The 18,091-nt window shown below is 66.0% G+C and carries 20 protein-coding genes; 4 read left to right on the top strand and 16 right to left on the bottom strand.

All coding sequences use genetic code 11. The features are described from left to right. Complete coding sequence (pdxA, locus tag O4H32_RS08120) at nucleotides 1-1,017, top strand: 4-hydroxythreonine-4-phosphate dehydrogenase PdxA (RefSeq protein WP_269358083.1); 1,017 nt, start codon at nucleotides 1-3, stop codon at nucleotides 1,015-1,017. A gap of 20 nt (nucleotides 1,018-1,037) precedes the next feature. On the opposite strand, the gene O4H32_RS08115 is transcribed toward pdxA, so the two are convergent. From O4H32_RS08115 to O4H32_RS08075, 9 genes are read right to left on the bottom strand one after another with little or no spacing between them, the layout of a single operon-like run. Continuing rightward, a complete protein-coding gene (locus O4H32_RS08115; RefSeq protein WP_407932633.1) occupies nucleotides 1,038-2,528 on the bottom strand; it encodes a cryptochrome/photolyase family protein in 1,491 nt (496 codons plus the stop codon). Further along, on the bottom strand, nucleotides 2,525-2,989 hold the full coding sequence (locus tag O4H32_RS08110) for a nuclear transport factor 2 family protein (RefSeq protein WP_269358081.1): 465 nt from the start codon (nucleotides 2,987-2,989) through the stop codon (nucleotides 2,525-2,527). Before O4H32_RS08110 ends, O4H32_RS08115 begins: the two co-directional genes overlap by 4 nt. A gap of 5 nt (nucleotides 2,990-2,994) precedes the next feature. Beyond that, nucleotides 2,995-3,777 (bottom strand): SDR family NAD(P)-dependent oxidoreductase, encoded by a 783-nt coding sequence (locus O4H32_RS08105; protein ID WP_269358080.1) that lies wholly within the window; start codon nucleotides 3,775-3,777, stop codon nucleotides 2,995-2,997. 4 nt (nucleotides 3,778-3,781) lie between these two features. Continuing rightward, on the bottom strand, nucleotides 3,782-4,318 hold the full coding sequence (locus O4H32_RS08100) for a DUF3833 domain-containing protein (protein WP_269358079.1): 537 nt from the start codon (nucleotides 4,316-4,318) through the stop codon (nucleotides 3,782-3,784). A 4-nt stretch (nucleotides 4,319-4,322) separates the two neighbouring features. Beyond that, nucleotides 4,323-5,627: an MFS transporter gene (locus O4H32_RS08095; RefSeq protein WP_269358078.1), complete on the bottom strand. Its 1,305-nt coding sequence runs from the start codon at nucleotides 5,625-5,627 to the stop codon at nucleotides 4,323-4,325. Continuing rightward, the gene (locus O4H32_RS08090) at nucleotides 5,624-6,235 is read right to left on the bottom strand and encodes a chalcone isomerase family protein (protein ID WP_269358077.1); all 612 of its coding nucleotides are present in this window, start codon (nucleotides 6,233-6,235) and stop codon (nucleotides 5,624-5,626) included. Before O4H32_RS08090 ends, O4H32_RS08095 begins: the two co-directional genes overlap by 4 nt. A 28-nt stretch (nucleotides 6,236-6,263) precedes the next feature. Further along, nucleotides 6,264-7,487: an SAM-dependent methyltransferase gene (locus O4H32_RS08085; RefSeq protein ID WP_269358076.1), complete on the bottom strand. Its 1,224-nt coding sequence runs from the start codon at nucleotides 7,485-7,487 to the stop codon at nucleotides 6,264-6,266. Next, the gene (locus O4H32_RS08080) at nucleotides 7,484-8,314 is read right to left on the bottom strand and encodes a DUF1365 domain-containing protein (protein ID WP_269358075.1); all 831 of its coding nucleotides are present in this window, start codon (nucleotides 8,312-8,314) and stop codon (nucleotides 7,484-7,486) included. Before O4H32_RS08080 ends, O4H32_RS08085 begins: the two co-directional genes overlap by 4 nt. Next, nucleotides 8,311-9,615 carry an NAD(P)/FAD-dependent oxidoreductase gene (locus tag O4H32_RS08075; RefSeq protein ID WP_269358074.1) on the bottom strand — a complete coding sequence of 435 codons (1,305 nt, stop codon included), beginning with the start codon at nucleotides 9,613-9,615 and terminating at the stop codon, nucleotides 8,311-8,313. Before O4H32_RS08075 ends, O4H32_RS08080 begins: the two co-directional genes overlap by 4 nt. 120 nt (nucleotides 9,616-9,735) lie before the next feature. Here O4H32_RS08075 and O4H32_RS08070 point away from each other — a divergent pair, with 120 nt between their 5' ends. The 3 genes from O4H32_RS08070 to O4H32_RS08060 are packed head-to-tail and all read left to right on the top strand — an operon-like array spanning nucleotide 9,736 to nucleotide 12,262. Beyond that, entirely contained in the window at nucleotides 9,736-10,710 is a 975-nt protein-coding gene (locus tag O4H32_RS08070; protein ID WP_269358073.1) for a MerR family transcriptional regulator, read from the top strand. A 34-nt stretch (nucleotides 10,711-10,744) separates the two neighbouring features. Beyond that, the gene (locus O4H32_RS08065) at nucleotides 10,745-11,329 is read left to right on the top strand and encodes a lipocalin family protein (protein WP_407932634.1); all 585 of its coding nucleotides are present in this window, start codon (nucleotides 10,745-10,747) and stop codon (nucleotides 11,327-11,329) included. Nucleotides 11,330-11,344: 15 nt separating this feature from the next. Continuing rightward, a complete protein-coding gene (locus O4H32_RS08060) occupies nucleotides 11,345-12,262 on the top strand; it encodes a TIGR01777 family oxidoreductase (protein ID WP_269358071.1) in 918 nt (305 codons plus the stop codon). A 42-nt stretch (nucleotides 12,263-12,304) separates the two neighbouring features. Here the strand turns inward: O4H32_RS08060 and O4H32_RS08055 are convergent, their stop codons facing one another. From O4H32_RS08055 to dxs, 7 genes are all read right to left on the bottom strand, one after another. Continuing rightward, nucleotides 12,305-13,675, bottom strand: a complete 1,371-nt coding sequence (locus tag O4H32_RS08055) for a replicative DNA helicase (RefSeq protein ID WP_269358070.1) — start codon at nucleotides 13,673-13,675, stop codon at nucleotides 12,305-12,307. A gap of 111 nt (nucleotides 13,676-13,786) precedes the next feature. After that, nucleotides 13,787-14,242 carry a 50S ribosomal protein L9 gene (gene rplI, locus O4H32_RS08050; protein WP_269358069.1) on the bottom strand — a complete coding sequence of 152 codons (456 nt, stop codon included), beginning with the start codon at nucleotides 14,240-14,242 and terminating at the stop codon, nucleotides 13,787-13,789. Between the two features lie 16 nt (nucleotides 14,243-14,258). Next, complete coding sequence (gene rpsR / locus O4H32_RS08045) at nucleotides 14,259-14,531, bottom strand: 30S ribosomal protein S18 (protein WP_043683419.1); 273 nt, start codon at nucleotides 14,529-14,531, stop codon at nucleotides 14,259-14,261. A 46-nt stretch (nucleotides 14,532-14,577) separates the two neighbouring features. Next, entirely contained in the window at nucleotides 14,578-14,871 is a 294-nt protein-coding gene (priB, locus tag O4H32_RS08040; RefSeq protein ID WP_269358068.1) for a primosomal replication protein N, read from the bottom strand. Between the two features lie 19 nt (nucleotides 14,872-14,890). Next, nucleotides 14,891-15,262 carry a 30S ribosomal protein S6 gene (rpsF, locus tag O4H32_RS08035; protein ID WP_269358067.1) on the bottom strand — a complete coding sequence of 124 codons (372 nt, stop codon included), beginning with the start codon at nucleotides 15,260-15,262 and terminating at the stop codon, nucleotides 14,891-14,893. Nucleotides 15,263-15,402: 140 nt separating this feature from the next. Beyond that, nucleotides 15,403-16,215 (bottom strand): GTP cyclohydrolase FolE2, encoded by an 813-nt coding sequence (gene folE2 / locus O4H32_RS08030; RefSeq protein WP_269358066.1) that lies wholly within the window; start codon nucleotides 16,213-16,215, stop codon nucleotides 15,403-15,405. Beyond that, the gene (gene dxs / locus O4H32_RS08025) at nucleotides 16,212-18,074 is read right to left on the bottom strand and encodes a 1-deoxy-D-xylulose-5-phosphate synthase (protein ID WP_269358179.1); all 1,863 of its coding nucleotides are present in this window, start codon (nucleotides 18,072-18,074) and stop codon (nucleotides 16,212-16,214) included. Before dxs ends, folE2 begins: the two co-directional genes overlap by 4 nt. Nucleotides 18,075-18,091 lie beyond the last annotated feature (17 nt).

Below are 18,091 nucleotides of genomic sequence, written 5' to 3'. Positions count from 1 at the left end.
ATGTCCACCGGCACGCCCCTGGCCTTCACGCTGGGGGACGCCGCGGGCGTCGGTCCGGAGCTGATCGCACACCTGTTCGCGGAGGGCCTGCCCCACCCCGCCGTAGTCTACGGCGACGCGGGCGCCCTGCGGCGCGCCTGCCATGCACTGGGGCTGGACAGCCGCCTGGAAGTCCGCTCCCTGGAGGCCCCCGGCGCCGGCACCACAGGCGGGGTGATCGGTGTGCTGAACCGCTGGAACGCGCTGCCTGCCGACCTGCCCTGGGGTCTGGAAGACCCGCGCGCCGGGCGCGGCGCCTACGAATACCTGTGCCACGCCATCGACGACGCACTGGCCGGCCAGGTGCGGGCGCTGGTGACGGCGCCCCTGCACAAAGGCGCGCTGCATGCGGCCGGCATCGATTTTCCGGGCCACACTGAAATCCTGGCGCGACGCACCGGTACGGCCGATTACGCCATGATGCTGGCCAACGACGAACTGCGCGTACTGCTGGTGACCATCCACATCGCCTTGTCCCGGGTGCCCGCCGCACTCAGCCAGGAAGCCGAACTACGCGCCATCCGCCTGGCGCAGCGGGCCTGCCGCCAGGCGGGCATCGAACGCCCGCGCATCGCCGTGGCGGGACTGAACCCGCACGCGGGCGAAGGCGGCGCCTTCGGCGACGAGGAGGCGCGCCACATCGCGCCGGCCATCGCGACCGCGCGCGCCGAGGGCCTGGACGCCAGCGGCCCCTGGCCGGGCGACACCGTGTTCATGCGCGCCCGCCAGGGGGAATTCGACATCGTGGTCGCCCAGTACCATGACCAGGGCCTGATCCCGGTCAAATACCTGGGGCTGGACGAAGGCGTGAACGTCACCGTCGGCCTGCCCTTCATACGCACCAGCGTGGACCACGGCACAGCCTTCGACATCGCCGGACGAGGCCTCGCCAGCCCCGCTTCGCTGCGCGCGGCCATGCGCATGGCGTTGCGCATGACGGGCCATGCGACCGGTCTCGCACCGATCCGGCCGGGCTGATCCGCGCGGCACCGCGCCGGCTACTCCGCTTTGCGCCTGTCGGCAAGAAAGGAAAACCGCCTCAGCGTCCGTTCCCTAGCCTGCGCATGGTCCACGATGGGCGGCGGATAATCGACGCCCAGGCGCAGGCCACAGGCCGACAGCGCCGCAGGCTTCATGGCGGCGGGATAGTGAATGTGCGCATCCGGCACGCGCGCCAGTTCGGGCACGTACCGCCGGATGAAGCGCCCCTCCGGATCGAAGCGCTGCGATTGGGTCACCGGGTTGAATATCCTGAACCAGGGCTGCGCATCGCACCCGGTGGAGGCCGCCCACTGCCATCCGCCATTGTTCGCCGCCAGGTCATAGTCGTTCAGATGCAGGGCGAAGAACCGCTCGCCCCGGCGCCAGTCGATCCCGAGATCCTTGGTCAGGAAACTGGCCACCACCATGCGCAGGCGGTTGTGCATGTAGCCGGTATGCAGCAACTGACGCATGGCGGCATCCACCAGCGGATAGCCGGTGTGCGCCTCGCACCAGGCCTGCCACGCATCGGGCGCCTCATCCCACTGCACCTGATCGAATTCCGGCCTGAACGACTGCGTGGTCACTTGCGGGTGATGCCACAGAATCATGAAATAGAAGTCACGCCACGCCAGTTCGGAAAGCCAGGTCTGCGCACCCGGACACCCGCCGGCCGCCTGCCGGGCGGCCAGCGATGCCAATCGACGAATGGACACGGTGCCAAAGCGCAGATGGACCGACAAGTACGAGACACCCTTGCGACCTGGATAATCGCGGGCCTCGTGGTAGGCCCCCATGCGCGGCACGAAGTCCCGCAACAATTGCTGCGCACCGCTGATCCCCGTGGGCAGGGGCAATGCTTGCAGATTCGTCGGGACGAACCCCAGCTGTGACAGCGCGGGAAGCGACTCGCCCTGCGGCGGCGGGGCCAGGTGGCCGGCATGGCGCTCGACCGGATAGGACTCGAGCTGGAATCCGTCGAGCTTCTCGAGCCAGGCACGCTTGTAGGGGGTGAATACGCTGTAAGGCCGGCCTTGCCGGGTCAGCACCTCATCCCGGTCGAGCAGCGCCTGATCCTTATATTCGCTGAAAACGATGCCCTGCGCGCGCAAGGCATCGGCCACTCGCCGGTCGCGCGCGATGGCCTGGGGCTCATAGTCGCGATTCGCCAGCACTTCCCGGACACCGAGCGCCTGGGCCAGTTGAACGATGCAGGTCGTCGCCGGACCGTGGCGCACGATGAGTCCGCCGCCGGGCGCCCCGCTGCGCGCCGCCAGGCACCGCAAGGCCTCGTCGAGTTCCAGCACGCTGGCATGAATGAACTCCACGCGTCGATCATGCCGGCTGGGCAGCGCGTCAAGAATCTCGGTATCGAACACGAACACGCAATAGACGCGTCCATACTTGCGCAGCGCATGATAAAGCGCGGCATGGTCGTCACAGCGCAGGTCCCGTCGGAACCAGACGAGCGCACCGGAAAGATCAGCGGTATCGGTCAAGTCTTTCATTTGGCAGAGAGCATTTTGCGCAGCCAGCGCATCAGGCGACCGATCACGGGCAATTTTTCATACAGTTCCTCGGCCGCGTCCCAATAATCGCGGTGACAGGCCACCAGGCACTGCGCATCGAAACGCACCCAGGTCGCGCCATGGATGCACTGATCCGCTCCGGCGCGCCACCGCCGCATGCGATAGTGGAACTCCCAGCACAGAAAGGCCTGATCCGCCTGCGCGCATTGCTGTGTGACCACAAATCGCGGCTGATCCAGCGTGGCGAACATATGCGCAAAGATCCGGGCGATCGCCGGCACGCCGCGCACCTCGTTGAATGGATCTTTGAATCGCGCATCCGGCGCATAGTAATGTTCGAGCTGTGCCAGGCGGTCGGGCGTGAGGTGCTCGTAGAGCCGCACCAGACGGGCCAACGCGGCCCGGGTATCGGTGGAAACGTCGGAGTCAGGGGATTTCATGCGCGTCAAAGACCTGTCATGCGATGAACGAGTGCAAAATACCAGCGGTAGGGAAGGACGCGCAGCAGTTTGAGCCAGCACGTGAAACGGCGCGGAAAATGCACCTCGAAACCACCGCGGGCCCAACCCCGCAGCATGGCATCCGCCGCTTGCGCCGGCGTGAGCAGCGCGGGCATGGCGAAATCGTTCTGGCGGGTCAGGGGCGTATCGACGAACCCGGGGTTCACGATACTGACGCCGATGCCATGAGGCCGCAAGTCCAGGAACAGCGTCTCGGCCAGATTGATGAGCGCCGCCTTGGTCGGACCATAGGCCAGCCCTTGCGGCAAACCACGCCAGCCGGCCACACTGGCCACCAGGCTCAGGTGCGGCGCGCGTCCGGCCCGCGCCGACTCCAGCAGGCCCGGCACCACGGCGGCGACCACATGCAACGCCCCCGTCAGATTGACCTGCTGATGTTTCAGCAACTCGGGCAGCGCCAGCGAATCCGCCCGCATGGGCCGATAGTGGCCCGCGCAATAGCAGACCAGATCCAGAGGGCCTTCGGATCGCAGGCCCACGGCGGCCTCCCGCACGGCCTGTGCGTCGGTCACGTCCAAAGCCACCGCCTCGCTGCCCGGGTGGGCCTCGACGAACGCTTGCAGCAAAGGCTGCTGGCGCGCGGACACGATGACCCGGGCACCGCGCGCGTGCAATTGTTCGGCCACCGCCAGGCCAATGCCGCTGGACGCGCCCACCAGCCACACGCGCTTTCCACGCCAGTCCGTCAATGAAGGGTTGAGAGACACCGCGCTATTCCTTTGTGAATGACAGCAACACTTCACCCAGCGTGATGCCGAACTTGCTCATGGTGGCCCGGTTGAGCATCACCTGCTCATCGACGAGGAACATCCAGTCATCGAATTGCACCTCGTATTCCTTGCCGTCCACCGGCAGCCGCAGGGTGTAGTTCCAGCGGAAGGCATTGCCGGATTCCTGCCCCCGGGCTTCCCCGACCACGTCATCGGCGCGACCCACGTAGCGGCCGCCGTCGAGTTTGGTCAAATGCCAGACACGTCGCTGCTTCGTGCCATCCGAATAGGTGAAGGCTTCGTCGAGCACCCCCTGATTGCCCTCCCAGCGGCAATCCATGATCACGGTGAACCGGCGGGCGACTTCCCCGCTGCGCTTCTGAAAAATGCCATGGGCCCTGACACGGCCATTGAAGTAGCGGTCCAGCTCCAGTCTGGGCCGTTGTTCCGCATAGTCGACCACTTTGGGGCCGGCGCATCCCGCCAGCACGGCGGGTCCCGCGATCAGGGCACAAAGAACATGGCGGCGTGTGGTCATGATGTCATCCTTCGTTAGCGTGAGAGACAATGAACAACCGGTGCAGCAGCCAGGCGGCGCCCAGCTTGAGCGCGCAGGGCAAAAGACCGTAGGTCCAGGCCAGAAGCTGCAGCGCGTGCGGATCCCGGCTGCCGGGCGCATAGCCCAGCCATTGCAGCAGTGGCAGCGTCACCCCGGCGGCCAGCGCAAGATTGAGTTTGGTCGCCAGATTCCACCATCCCAGGTACGCGCCGTCGCGCATGCCTTGGGCGCCATGGCGTTCGATCAGCAAAGCCAGCATCGCGCCCGGCACGACCAGATCGGCACCCAGCGCCGCGCCCGAGAGCACGCAGGCGACGGAAAACGCCACCACCTGGCCACTGTCCAGGCCCGCCACCCAGCCAAAACAGACCACGGCCAGCAGCATGCCGGTGCGCCATGTCCTCGCCAGGCCGAGGCGACGCACGACCCGCACCCAGAGCGGCATGGAAAGCGCTCCGCTGACGAAGTAGAGGACCAGGAAAAGCGCGACCTGGGACGAACCGGCCTGCAGCCGATCCTGCGCGAAGAACAGCATCAGCGCAGCCGGAATGGCACCGGCAATGCCATTGAACAGAAACACGGCCAGCAGGCGTCGGAATGGCCGCTCCTTCAGCGGCTCCCAGAGAAGGAACGCTCCGGCGGCTTTACCGGCCGATGCCCGGATCCGCGCCATCGCCGGCGGCCGCGGAGCGTGCCACAATGCGAGCCAGGCGAACAGCAGCGCCAGGGCCAGAACCTTCAGCATGTTGTGGGGGCTCCCGTTCACAGCGATCGCACTGGCCGTGATCACGCCCAACAGCCCCAATCCCTCGCGCCAGGCGACGATGCGGCTGCGCTGAACGGCATCCCCTCCGAGGCGCACCCCCCAGGCCTGATGCGAGATGATCAGCTGGCTGTGGGCCAGACAAGTGAACAAAAGGCCTGCCACCATCCAGGCCGCCAGGGACGTCCGCCCTTGCGTCAGGGGGAAAAACAGGCCCGCCATGCCCAGCCCCAGCAGCAGTGCCGAAGCGCCCGCCACCCACAACACGGCCAGGATGCTGTGACGATACAGGTGATCGCTCAAACGCCCCAGCAGGGGCTCGACACCCGCGTCCATCAAGCGCACGAGCAGCAGCAGCGAGCCCACCAGCGCCAATGGCAGTCCAAGATCACTGGCGTAATAATGGGGCAACACCACATAGATCGGGATCGCGGCAAAAGCCAGGGGCAGCCCCAGCAGACCGTAGGCCAGGCCATCGCCCGGCGGCAGGGAACGCGCCGGTTCCAGGACTGCGGGGCGGCTCATGGCCTGGCCTCCGTGAGGCGGGCCAGCAAGGCGCTGCGCAAATCCGGCTCGGATGTCCGGGTGGACAGCCAGATGCCAAAAAACCTCAGCGCCAGTTCGGCGTCCTCGATGGAGCCAAGCCGCCGCGACTCCTGCCAGACCGTCATCCCGCGTCCGGGCAGATACAGCCCCGTGAGGCGATCTCCGGGCTGCACATCGGGCAGCAACCCGGCCAGTTCCGTGCGCCAGCGCAGCGCCTGACCGGGCGTCAGGCCGCCCTGATGTCCGATCTCCTCGATGGATCGTTTCGCGATGTCGGCGCCGGCGAAAGCCCGGTGATAAGTCAGCTCCAGGGCCAAAGGATAGGCGCCGAAATTGTCCGCTTCGAACCGCCGCCCCACCCACAGACGGGCATCGTAGATGCGCAGCCCGAAAAAGCGCAGCCGCCCCTCCCCCGCCAGCGCCGCGTCGGGCAGCACCCGGCGCACGAAAACCGGCGGGTCGCCCGCCGCGCCTGCCGTCCGGCCCGGCTCGGCGGCCACGCCCGGGGCCGCCAGGGCCAGGCCGTAGAGGAGCAGACGGCGTCTCAGCGGGGAGTGCCCGGACGGGGCCGGGCGGCCAGCGGGCATGGGTATCGGTCGTGAGGGCATCGTGTGTTCAATCTTTCACCAGCGTGTACTGGACCACGTCGATGTTGCCGGTATCGAACGCCGCCTCGCAGTAGGCAAGATAGAATTCCCAGGTTCGCAGAAAACCGGCATCGAACCCTTTGGCCAGGACCTCGGCGCGATGCTGAGTAAAACGCTGGCGCCAGCGGCGCAGCGTTTCCGCATAGTCGGCACCGAAGGCGAATTCATCGGTCACGCGCAAGCCCGCCTGTCGGGCTTGCGCACGAAAATGCGTCGGGCTGGGCAGGCAGCCGCCCGGAAAGACATACTGCTGAATGAAGTCGGTGCCCTGCACATACCGTTCGAACAGCGCATCGTCGATGACGATGCTCTGCACGCAGGCCCTGCCGCCCGGTTTCAGCAAGCGCGCCAGGGCGCCAAAATAGTCGGGCCAATAGGATTGGCCTACCGCTTCGATCATTTCAATGGAGCAGATCGCATCGAACGGCTCGTCCTGGATATCGCGATAGTCCTGCAGGCGCAAGTCGGTCCGGGACGCGAGCCCGGCGCGCAGCATCCGCTCCCGGGCCCAGGCCAACTGCTCGGAGGACAGGGTGACGCCCGTGACATGCGCCTGGAACTCGCCCGCCGCCATTTCGGCCAACGCGCCCCAGCCACAGCCGATCTCCAGGACACGGCTGTCGGGTTCTACTCCGGCGCATCGCAGGGCGCGGCCGATCTTCGCACGCTGAGCCTGGGCCAGATCGCCCGACGGATCCCCCTGAAACCAGGCGGCGGAGTAATTCATGCCCGGATCGAGCCACAACTGGTAGAAGTCATTGCCCAGATCGTAGTGGGCCTGAATATTGCGCCGGCTCCCGGGGCGGGTATTGCGATGCATCAGGTGACGCAAGCGATAGAGCAGCCGCCCCCACCAGCTTCCATACACCAGCGTTTCCAGCGTGTTGCGATTGGCGATCAGCAGCCGCAGCAGATCGGCCAGATGCGGCGTGCTCCAGTCGCCCGCGATATACCCTTGCGCCAGACCGATGTCGCCCGAGCGCAGCACCGCGCCAAAGACGCGCCAGTCGCGCAGCCGCAAACTGGCGTGAGGCTGCCCCCCCTGGCCCAGCTGCAGCATGCGGCCGTCAGGGGCCTCCAGATGGAGCGTGCCATGCTGCAAGCGCTGCAACCAGCTCAGGCAGGTGCGCGCGGCGGCCGGCATGTCGGCGGGAAACCCGGAGGGGAATGAGGAAGACGTTTTAGTGTTCATTGCCAGTCGTCCGAGGGAAAGGAACGGGAAACGGACTGCGCCGGCGCTTCGGGTTTCGCGTGAACAGGGACCCGTTTCAACCAGAGCAGAAAGGCATTCCAGAGAATGCGGGTCATGACGCCCAGCGTCAGCAGGGGGTAGCGCCAGAGCGCGCGGCGACGGCTGGCGGCATTCAACGGTTCGAGACGCCCGGCCACGCCGGTCAGCAGCATGGGGCCTTCGTTGTCGCGATAATCGATTTTCACCCGGACCGATCGCAGTCCTTGGGAACCGGTGCGGCGGAATTCGAAACGGTAGCCGCCCTCCAGGGGGCAGAATGGCGAGACATGAAAGACTTTCCGCGCCTGCAGCACCTGGCCATAGCGGGGGTGATCCAGCACGTAGACATGCCGTTCGCCGAACGTATTGTTCACCTCGGCCACGATGACGCGCAAACTGTCATCGGCCCGGTGGCAATACCAGAAACTGACCGGTTTGAAGGTGTATCCCAGCACACGGGGATAGCATTGCAGCCAGATCTCGCCTTGCGCATCGTGGATGCCTTCGGCGCCCAACAGCGCCTCCAGCCAGGCCAGCGCCCCCCCCTCTCCCGGACCGCGTCCATCGCCATGATCGGCATCCCGGAAGGAAAGCGCTCCGGCACGGTTCATCGCCAGGGGATTCGCCAACGCTGGCCGCTGGCGCAATGCGCGCATGGGCAGCATGAGAAAAAACGTCGGCACGACGAACCGATGGCGGCGCGGACGCAGCCGGTCATGCCAGACATGGCCGAAGCCGATATACGGCCGATTGCCCGGTAAGGCACGATGATCGAGGCCCGGGCTCATGCCGCCTCCCGGCGGCGCCATCGAGCCAGCAGAAGATCCGCGGCGCGGTAGCCCGACTGCAGGCCATCCTCATGAAAGCCATAGCCGGCCCAGGCGCCTGCGTACCAGGTCCGCCATACACCCTGCAACTGCGGCAGACGCCTCTGCGCCGCCATGGCCCCGATGTCGAATACCGGATGGTCGTAATCGAACTCGCCCAGCACCCGCGCGGGATCGATGTCGCGGACCGGATTGAGGGACACCATCACGGGCTGCGCGAACGGCAGCGGTTGCAGGCGGTTGAGCCAGTAATGGAGACAGACGCGGGCGGACTCGCGCGCACCCTCCGTGGAACGCTCATAGTTCCACGCGGCCCAGGCGGCGCGATGCCGCGGCATCACGGCGGTGTCGGTATGCAGGATGGCGCGATTCGCCTGATAGCGGATGGCCCCCAGCACCGCCTGCTCTTGCACGGTGGGATGCTCCAGCATGCGCAGGGCCTGATCGCTGTGCACCGCGAGCACCACGGCATCGAAACGCTCGGTTTCACCCGCTGCGTGAATGTATACGCTGGCCTCGTCGCGCCGGACCCGCTCGACAGGCGTCGCCAGGCGGGCATCCAGGCCCTGGAGCATCCTGGCCACATACTGGTGCGCGCCACCGGCCACAGTATGCCATTGCGGCCGGTCCTGGACCTGGAGGAGTCCGTGGTTGTGACAGAACCGCACCATGGTGGCCACGGGGAATCTCAGCATCTGATCGGTGGGGCAACTCCAGATGCAACCCAGCATGGGCAGGAAATACCAGTGCCGGAAGGCTTCGCTGAAACCATGAAGGTCCAGAAAATCGCCCAGCGGCTGGACCAGGACGGCGTCGTCTCCCCGGGTGGCGAGCTGGGTGCACAAGCGGTTGAAGCGCAACAGCTCGCAGAGCATCCCCAGAAAGCGCGGGCGCAGCAGATTGCGGCGCTGGGCGAACACCGTGGCCAGGCTGGAGCCGCTCCATTCGAGGGCGTGGGCGCCCGCCGGACCGGCGCCCGGCACCTGGACGGAGAACGACATGTCGGAAGGCGCGGTAGCCACGCCCAACTCCTGGAACAGGGCAATGAGCCCGGGGTACGTCCGTTCATTGAAAACCAGGAACCCCGTGTCGACCGCATGAGAGACCCGACGGCCATGGACATCCGGCAAGTCGACCTGTACGGAGTGCGTGTGGCCACCGAAATAGCCTCCCGCCTCGAACAGCGTCACCCGCGCATGGCCTTTCAGGCGGTGAGCAGCCGCCAAGCCTGAAATGCCCGATCCAATGACAGCGACTTTCATGATTTCCCCGATGCATCGTCACGCACGGGCATCTCCCCGCACGCTACACTGATGACGTAATATACTAGACAAAACCAGTTTTGTCCTAGACAATTCGATCAACCCATTCTTCAGCCCATCATGAGCCAGATCGCTTCCAACCCCAGCGACACACAGCCTTCCGCAGACGATGCCGGCTTGTCGATCGCCACCGTCGCGCGCGAAACAGGCCTGGCCAAAGACACGCTGCGCGTCTGGGAGAAACGTTATGGTTTTCCGAGACCTGACAGGGATGCGTCCGGAGACAGGCTCTACAGCGCCGCGCAGGTTCAACGACTCAAACTGATCGCGCGGCTATTGGATGCCGGCATGCGGCCCGGAAAGGTCGTCGGGCTGGAGATTGAACAGCTGCACGACATGCTGGCGCGGCGTACGACTGACGCCACTTCTGATTTGTCCAAGACAAAGCATAAACATCAAGCGACTGATCCATTGATCGAGGAACTGCTCGAGGCCATCGCCGCGCATGATCCACGGACCCTGCGGCATGGGCTCGGGCATGCCCAGATGCGCATGGGTCTGGCGCCTTTCGTGACCGATCTGGTCGCCCCGCTGACCACCGCTGTCGGCGATGCCTGGTCGCAAGGCCGCTTCGAGATTTACGAAGAACACCTGTACACCGAGATCATTACCGGCGTGCTGCGTCACGCCATCGCATCGCTGACGCCCCAGCCCGTTGCACAGGGCCCCAAGGTATTGCTCACAACGGTGCCGCAGGAGCAGCATGGCCTCGGTCTGCTGATGGTCGAAGCCTTGCTGGTGCTGGAAGGCTGCGCCTGTGTCTCTCTGGGCACGCAGACCCCCGTGACCGATATTGTCCAGGCCGCACAGGCCCACAAAGCCGATGTGGTGGCCCTGAGCTTCAGCAATGTGCACAAAGCCGCGGAGGTGCGCACCCACTTGCGCGCGCTTCGTGCCCAACTGCCCGCCGCGACGGCGCTATGGGTCGGCGGCTCATGCGCGGCCCTGTACCAATGGTCCATGCCCGGCGTCAGCGCCATCCGGCACCTGTCCGGCCTGCAGCCGCTGGTATCCCAATGGCGGCACGCCCACTGAATCGATCGAGGACATCATGCGCCCGTTTTCCGACATGCTCCGCACCCTGTTCGCAGGCCTTTCCCGCCAGCAAAGGCGGGCGCTTCCCTCCCTGCTGGCCGCCGGCTGCGCGCTGCTGCTGGCGGGCTGCGCCAGCACCCGGCCCCCGCCCGGCGTGACCGCCGTCACCCCATTCGATCTGCAGCGTTACCAGGGGCACTGGTACGAACTGGCCCGGCTCGATCATTCTTTCGAGCGGGGCATGACCGATGTCTCGGCCACCTATACGCCGCTGCCAGATGGCAGCGTGCGCGTGGTGAATCGCGGCTTTCTCCCCGCCAAGGGCCAATGGCGCGAAGCGGTCGGACATGCGCGGTTCATCGGTTCATCCACGACGGGCTCGCTCAAAGTCTCTTTCTTCTGGCCCTTCTACGGTGGCTACCACGTGGCCGCACTCGATCCCGACTACCGGTGGTCGCTGGTGATCGGACCGGATACAGGCTATGCCTGGATCCTCGCTCGCGACAAACAGCTCGACGCCGGGCAACGCGAAGCCATTCTGGCCCGCGCCCAGGCGCTGGGCGTCGATACTTCGGCACTGATCTGGGTGCCCCAGACGCGCCGGGACCCGGCATCGTAACGAAGGGAAAACGCCATGCGCATTCTGCTCACCGGCGGCACCGGCCTGATCGGCCGGGCGCTCTGCCAATACTGGCGGTCACAGGGGCGCCAACTGTGGGTCTGGAGCCGCAATCCGCTCCAGGTTCCCGAACTGTGCAGTGGCGCACAGGGTATTGCGCGGCTGCAGGATCTCGATGACGTCGACCCCATGGACGCCGTGATCAACCTGGCGGGCGCGCCCATTGTCGACCGCCCCTGGACCGAAGCCCGCCGCACCGTGCTGTGGCGCAGCCGTGTGGATCTTACGCGTACGCTGGTGGACTGGATGGGCCGGCAGACCGTTCCGCCCCGTATCCTGCTGTCGGGCTCGGCGGTCGGCTGGTATGGCGACCGGGGTGATGAATGGCTGAACGAGGACAGCGAGCCGGGACAAAACGATTTCGGCAGCCGCCTGTGCGTCGCCTGGGAGCAGGAAGCGCAACGCGCGAGTCAGTGGGGTGTCCGGGTCGCGCTGCTGCGCACCGCGCCCGTGCTGGCTGCGCAAGGCGGCATGTTGACACGGCTGCTGCCCGTCTTTCGCCTTGGACTGGGCGGACGCCTGGGTGACGGCAGGCAGTGGATGCCCTGGATCCACATCGACGACCAGGTGGCACTGATCGACCATTTGCTGCGACACGAATGCAGCGGCGCGTTCAATGCCTGCGCGCCCGAAGCCGTGCGCAACAGCGACTTCACCCGGAGGTTGGCTCGAGCCTTGCGGCGCCCCGCGATGATGCCCGTTCCGGCCTGGGCGCTGCGCCTGGCCCTGGGCGAAATGTCCGTGCTGCTGCTCGGCGGTCAAAGACTGGCGCCCATCAGGGCGGAAGCGGCGGGATTCACCTGGAAGCACCCGGAACTGACAGAGGCCTTGGCGCAACTGCTGCACGCTCCAAAAGCGCCGGCGGCGCACTGATCATCGCAGCCCGGGGGCCGGTCCGCCCTTGCTGGCGACTGTTCAGAACCCCGGCGCGGCGGAGAAGTTCAGGAAGCGGGTGCTGGAACCCTGGAAGGTCAGGCGCACCGTGCCGATCGGGCCGTTACGCTGCTTGCCGATGATGATCTCGGCCGTGCCCTTGTCGGGCGAATCGGGGTTGTAGACCTCGTCGCGGTAGATGAAGATGATCACGTCGGCGTCCTGCTCGATGGCCCCGGATTCTCGCAGGTCGCTCATCACGGGCCGCTTGTTGGGACGCTGTTCGAGGCTGCGGTTGAGCTGCGAGAGCGCGATCACCGGGCAGTTCAGTTCCTTGGCCAGGCTTTTGAGCGACCGGCTGATCTCGGAGATTTCCGTGGCGCGGTTTTCTCCGCCATTGCCTGACATCAGCTGGATGTAGTCGATGATGATCAGCCCGAGCTGGCCGCACTGGCGCGACAGACGCCGCGCGCGGGCGCGCAGCTCCATGGCCGTCAGCGCGGGGGTCTCGTCGATGTAGATCTGGGCTTCCTCGACCTTTTGCACCGCGTGGGTCAGGCGCGGCCAGTCGTCCTGGTTCAGCTTGCCGGTGCGCATGCGGTGCTGGTCCAGCATGCCGACCGAGCCGATCATGCGCATGGCCAGTTGCACCGCGCCCATTTCCATGGAAAACACCGCCACCGGCAGACCCTGCTCGATGGCGACGTGTTCGCCGATATTCATGGAAAAGGAGGTCTTGCCCATCGAAGGACGTCCGGCCACGATCACCAGATCGCCCGGCTGCAGGCCCGAGGTCATGCGGTCCAGATCATTGAAGCCGGTCGGCACCCCGGTCACGTCGGAATCACCCTCGCGATGGTAGAGTTCGTCGATACGCTCGACCACCTGGGCCAGCAACGGACGGATCTCCTGGAAACCCGCCATGCCGCGCGCGCCTTCCTGGGCGATCTGGAAGACGCGCGACTCGGCCTCGTCGAGGATCTGTCGGGCTTCCTTGCCCTGGGGATTGAAGGCGGCCGAGGAGATTTCGTCGGCGATGGAGACCAGCTTGCGCAGCATGGACCGCTCGCGCACGATCTCCGCGTAGCGGCGGATGTTGGCGGCCGAGGGCGTGTTGTGCGCCAGGGCGTTCAGATAGGGCAGGCCGCCGCATTCGTCGGCCTTGCCGGCCATGGCCAGGGATTCGTGAACCGTGACGACATCGGCTGGCCGCGCCAGCCCGACCAGCCGGGTAATGTGCTGCCAGACAAGGCGGTGGTCGAAACGGTAGAAGTCGTCCTCGGTGAGGACGTCCGCGACCCGGTCGAATGCGGCGTTGTCCAGCAGCAGGCCACCCAGCACCGACTGCTCGGCCTCGATGGAATGCGGCGGCACACGCAGATAATCCAGTTGCGCGTCGGCTTCGATTTCCAAACCTTGTCCTCGGATCAAAATGAAAAAAGGCCGGCGATACGCCGACCCTTTTCAGCGGCGCCGCGCCATCCCTACGTTACCACGAGGCATGGGGCGCGGCGATGCGGTGCCTCAGGCCATTTCGCCCTGCACGGTCACCGAAATATCGGCCACCACGTCGGCGTGCAGCGCGACCTGCAGCGGGAACTCGCCCACGGTCTTGATGGCGCCGTCGGGCATGCGGACCTGGGCCTTGTGCACGTCGGCGAAGCCGACGGCCTGCAGCGCGGCGGCCACGTCCATGTTGGTGACCGAACCGAACAGACGGCCGTCGACGCCGGCCTTCTGGCTGATGGTCAGCACGTAGCCGGACAGCTTTTCGCCGACGGCCTGGGCCGCGGCCAGCTTTTCAGCCTGGTGCTTTTCGAGCTCGGCGCGGCGGGCCTCGAATTCCTTCAGGGCGGCGTCGGTCGCACGGCGGGCGATCTTCTGGGGGATCAGGTAGTTGCGGGCATAGCCGTCGCGCACACGGACCACATCGCCCAGGTTGCCGAGATTGACGACTTTTTCAAGCAGAATGACTTGCATGATGGGAGACCTCGGATCAGTTGTGGTTGTCGGTGTACGGCAACAGGGCCAGGAAGCGCGCACGCTTGATGGCGGTGTCCAGCTGGCGCTGGTAGTGCGCCTTGGTGCCGGTCAGGCGGGCCGGGATGATCTTGCCGTTTTCCTGGATGAAATCGCGCAGGGTGTCCAGATCCTTGTAGTCGATCTCTTCGACCTTGGCGACGGTGAAGCGGCAGAACTTGCGACGCTTGAACAGCGGATTCTGTTGCCCGAACTTGCGCTTTTCCTTGGTTTTCTTGAAGTAAGCCATGATGATTGCCTTTCTTTTGTGGCCGGGCCATGCCCGGCATGTTCATTCAGTGTGCCTGCGCGATCCGCTGGATGTGGAACACCAGCCGGTCCGAACCCTGCCGGAGGGGCGCCAGGAACCCGATGGCCTGCACGAGGGCGCCGATGGGCGCTGCGGCCAGTTCCCGGGCCACGTCTCCCAGGGCCACCGCCTGCAGTTCCATGCGGACGGTGCGGGGAGACCCGGCTTCCAGGACCTCGGATTCATGTGCCATCCGGAGCCGCAGCACCGGCGTGCCCGCCGGCGTGTGGCGCAGCGGCTCGGCCTCGGCCACGCGCGCTGCGATTTCGACCCGGTTCACGGAATGCGCGGGCTCCGGATCAGGAATTCGTGGTGGACTCGGTAGCGGTCGCCTTGCGGGCTTCCTCGCGCTCGACCGACTTCATCATGATCGACGGCTCGGTGTGGGCGTGCTTGGTCTTGACGAACAGGTGGCGCAGGATCGCGTCGTTGTAGCGGAACGAGTGTTCGAGCTCATCCAGGGCGGCCTGGCCGCACTCGATGTTGAAGCACACGTAGTGGGCCTTGACGAGCTTCTGGATCGGGTAGGCCAGCTGGCGGCGGCCCCAGTCCTCGACGCGGTGGATCTGGCCGCCATTGCTGGTGACCATGGCCTGGTAGCGCTCGATCATGGCGGGCACCTGCTCGCTCTGATCGGGATGCACGATGAACACTACTTCGTAGTGGCGCATGTAAGACTCCTTATGGATATCTGTGATGTTGACAGACAGCCCGCCGGCATCGTGCGGCCCCCATTCCGGGACGCCGCGGACACGCCAAAAAAGGCATGCCACAGGCACGGTCGAGCAAGTAACCCGGCATTCTAGCAGATCTAGCGGCTGCTCACCACCGCGTAGGCGGAATGGTTGTGAATGGACTCGAAATTTTCCGCCGTGACCTGGTAGGACGCCACGCCGGGCAGACGCTGCAGCATCACGGCGACGTCGCGCACCAGGTCCTCGACGAATTTCGGGTTCTCGTAGGCGCGCTCGGTGACGAATTTCTCGTCGGCGCGCTTGAGCAATCCCCACAGTTCGCACGAAGCCTGGGATTCCACGCCGCGGATCAGCGCGTCCAGGTCGACGGACTGGACCGTGTCGTACTCCAGGTCCACGGTCACGTGTGACCGCTGGTTGTGGGCGCCGTATTCGGAGATCGCTTTCGAGCAGGGGCACAGGCTGGTCACCGGCACCTGGGCGGACAGGGAGAAGCGCGGCGTCTCGCCGCGACGGGCGCGGACGGACCAGCGGACCCGGTAGTCCATCAGGCTGCGCACGCCGGACACCGGCGCGGGCTTCTCGATGAAATAGGGGAAACCCGCCACGACATCGCCCGCGTCGGCATGGAGCAGGTCCAGCATGGACTGCGCCAGGGCGCACAAGTCAGAGGGCGTCATCGGCTGGGCGCGCCGCGATTCCAGCAAGGCGATGAAGCGCGACATGTGCGTGCCCTTCTCGTCGGCCGGCAGGGCCACGGTCATTTCCCAATCGGCGACGGTCGCCTGAGGCTGACTGGCGCCGGCCGACACCACCAGAGGGTGGCGCACGCCGCGCACGCCCACTCGCTGGATGGCGACCCGGCGCGAGTCCGGCCCGCTTTGCACGTCCGGCATCGCCATCGCCACCGGGTCCAGCAGGGTGTTCATGAAGCATTCCTTTTCAAGCGCTGGCGTATCGACGCCTCGATTCCATCGGCATCCAGGCCGAGCCCGGCGAGAATGGCCTTCTGGTCCCCATGATCGATGAATTCATCCGGCAAGCCTAGTTGCAGGATCGGGCGGACGATCGCCTCCCGGCTCAGCCATTCGGCCACGGCGCTGCCCGCGCCGCCCATGACGGCGCCCTCTTCGACCGTGACGAAAAGGGTGTGATCGTCGGCCAGCCGCCGCAGCAGCGCCTCGTCCAGGGGCTTGACGAAGCGCATGTCCACCAGCGTGGCGTCCAGCGATTCGGCCGCCCGGGCGGCTTCCGGCAATAGGGTGCCGAACACCAGCAGCGCAATGTCCCGGCCTTCGCGGCACACCACGGCCCGGCCGATCTCCACCGGATCCAGGCTGTCGCCCGGATCGGCGCCGCAGCCGGCGCCGCGCGGATAGCGGACCGAGGCCGGTCCGGGATGAAGAAAGCAAGTATTGAGCAAAAGCCTGGCCTCGCGCTCGTCCGAGGGCGTGGCGATCACCAGATTCGGGACGCAGCGCAGGTAGGCGATATCGTAATTGCCGGCATGGGTCGCCCCGTCGGCGCCGACGATCCCGGCACGATCCAGGGCAAAGGTCACATCCAGATTCTGCAGGGCCACGTCGTGGATCAACTGATCATAGCCGCGCTGCAGGAAGGTGGAATAAATCGCCACCACGGGCTTGCAGCCCTCGCAAGCCAGGCCGGCGGCAAAGGTCACGGCGTGCTGTTCGGCGATGCCGACGTCGAAATAGCGCTGCGGGAAACGGCGCTCGAACTCGACCAGGCCGCTGCCTTCGCGCATGGCCGGCGTGATGCCGACCAACCGTGTGTCGGCGGCGGCCATGTCGCACAACCAGTCGCCGAACACCTGGGTGAACGACCGGCGCGCGGGCGCGGCGGGTTTCTGGATGCCGACCGAGGGGTCGAATTTGCCCGGACCGTGATACAGGACCGGATCGGCCTCGGCCAGTTTGTAGCCCTGGCCCTTGCGCGTCACCACGTGCAGGAACTGCAGGCCGCCGAGGCGGCGCAGATTTTCCAGGGTGGGGATCAGCACGTCCAGGTCGTGGCCGTCGATCGGCCCCATGTAATTGAACCCCAGCTCCTCGAACAGCGTGGCCGGCGACAGCATGCCCTTGGCGTGGCCTTCGAGCTTGCGCGCCAGCGCCAGCACGGGCGGCACATGCTGCAGCACGGCCCGCCCCATGTGCTTGGCGTGGGCATAGAACTGACCCGACAGCAGCCGGGCGAAGTAATAGTTCAACGCGCCGACCGGGGGCGAAATCGACATGTCGTTGTCGTTCAGTACGACCAGCAGGTTCACGTCGGGCGTGACGCCGGCATTGTTCAGAGCCTCGAAGGCCATCCCCGCCGTCATGGCCCCGTCGCCGATCACGGCGATGTGCTGCCGGTCGACGCCGGCGTTGCGCGAGGCGACCGCCATGCCCAGTGCGGCGGAGATCGAGGTCGAGGAATGCGCCGTGCCGAAGGCATCGTACGGCGATTCCGCGCGTTTCGGGAAGCCGGAGATCCCGCCCTGCTGGCGCAAGCCGGACATGGCCTCGCGTCGTCCGGTCAGGATTTTGTGCGGATAGGATTGGTGGCCCACGTCCCAGATCAGCCTGTCCCGGGGCGTATCGAACGCATAGTGCAGCGCCAGGGTGAGTTCGATCGTCCCCAGGTTGGAGGACAGGTGCCCCCCGGTGCGCGACACGGAGTCCAGCACGAACGCCCGCAGTTCGGCGGCCAGTTCCCTGAGGTCCCGACGGTCCAGACGGCGCAGATCCGCCGGCGATTGGATGCCTTCCAGTAGTCTAGTCATGATGCCTTGATCCAGGGCCA

Origin of the sequence: Castellaniella denitrificans (assembly GCF_027214045.1) — a bacterium.
GTDB classification, from domain to species: Bacteria; Pseudomonadota; Gammaproteobacteria; order Burkholderiales; family Burkholderiaceae_B; genus Castellaniella; species Castellaniella denitrificans_A.
This window is presented reverse-complemented; position numbering and strand designations above follow the sequence as displayed.

Excerpts from the sequence above, each read along its gene's own strand:
- O4H32_RS08110 (WP_269358081.1), bottom strand. The coding sequence starts at position 2,989 with ATGAAATCCCCTGACTCCGACGTTTCCACCGATACCCGGGCCGCGTTG.
- rpsF (WP_269358067.1), bottom strand. The coding sequence starts at position 15,262 with ATGCGCCACTACGAAGTAGTGTTCATCGTGCATCCCGATCAGAGCGAG.
- rpsR (WP_043683419.1), bottom strand. The coding sequence starts at position 14,531 with ATGGCTTACTTCAAGAAAACCAAGGAAAAGCGCAAGTTCGGGCAACAG.
- O4H32_RS08095 (WP_269358078.1), bottom strand. The coding sequence starts at position 5,627 with ATGAGCCGCCCCGCAGTCCTGGAACCGGCGCGTTCCCTGCCGCCGGGC.
- O4H32_RS08070 (WP_269358073.1), top strand. The coding sequence starts at position 9,736 with ATGAGCCAGATCGCTTCCAACCCCAGCGACACACAGCCTTCCGCAGAC.
- O4H32_RS08075 (WP_269358074.1), bottom strand. The coding sequence starts at position 9,615 with ATGAAAGTCGCTGTCATTGGATCGGGCATTTCAGGCTTGGCGGCTGCT.
- O4H32_RS08060 (WP_269358071.1), top strand. The coding sequence starts at position 11,345 with ATGCGCATTCTGCTCACCGGCGGCACCGGCCTGATCGGCCGGGCGCTC.
- O4H32_RS08100 (WP_269358079.1), bottom strand. The coding sequence starts at position 4,318 with ATGACCACACGCCGCCATGTTCTTTGTGCCCTGATCGCGGGACCCGCC.
- O4H32_RS08065 (WP_407932634.1), top strand. The coding sequence starts at position 10,745 with ATGCTCCGCACCCTGTTCGCAGGCCTTTCCCGCCAGCAAAGGCGGGCG.
- folE2 (WP_269358066.1), bottom strand. The coding sequence starts at position 16,215 with ATGAACACCCTGCTGGACCCGGTGGCGATGGCGATGCCGGACGTGCAA.
- O4H32_RS08085 (WP_269358076.1), bottom strand. The coding sequence starts at position 7,487 with ATGAACACTAAAACGTCTTCCTCATTCCCCTCCGGGTTTCCCGCCGAC.
- pdxA (WP_269358083.1), top strand. The coding sequence starts at position 1 with ATGTCCACCGGCACGCCCCTGGCCTTCACGCTGGGGGACGCCGCGGGC.
- rplI (WP_269358069.1), bottom strand. The coding sequence starts at position 14,242 with ATGCAAGTCATTCTGCTTGAAAAAGTCGTCAATCTCGGCAACCTGGGC.
- O4H32_RS08090 (WP_269358077.1), bottom strand. The coding sequence starts at position 6,235 with ATGCCCGCTGGCCGCCCGGCCCCGTCCGGGCACTCCCCGCTGAGACGC.
- O4H32_RS08080 (WP_269358075.1), bottom strand. The coding sequence starts at position 8,314 with ATGAGCCCGGGCCTCGATCATCGTGCCTTACCGGGCAATCGGCCGTAT.
- O4H32_RS08115 (WP_407932633.1), bottom strand. The coding sequence starts at position 2,528 with ATGAAAGACTTGACCGATACCGCTGATCTTTCCGGTGCGCTCGTCTGG.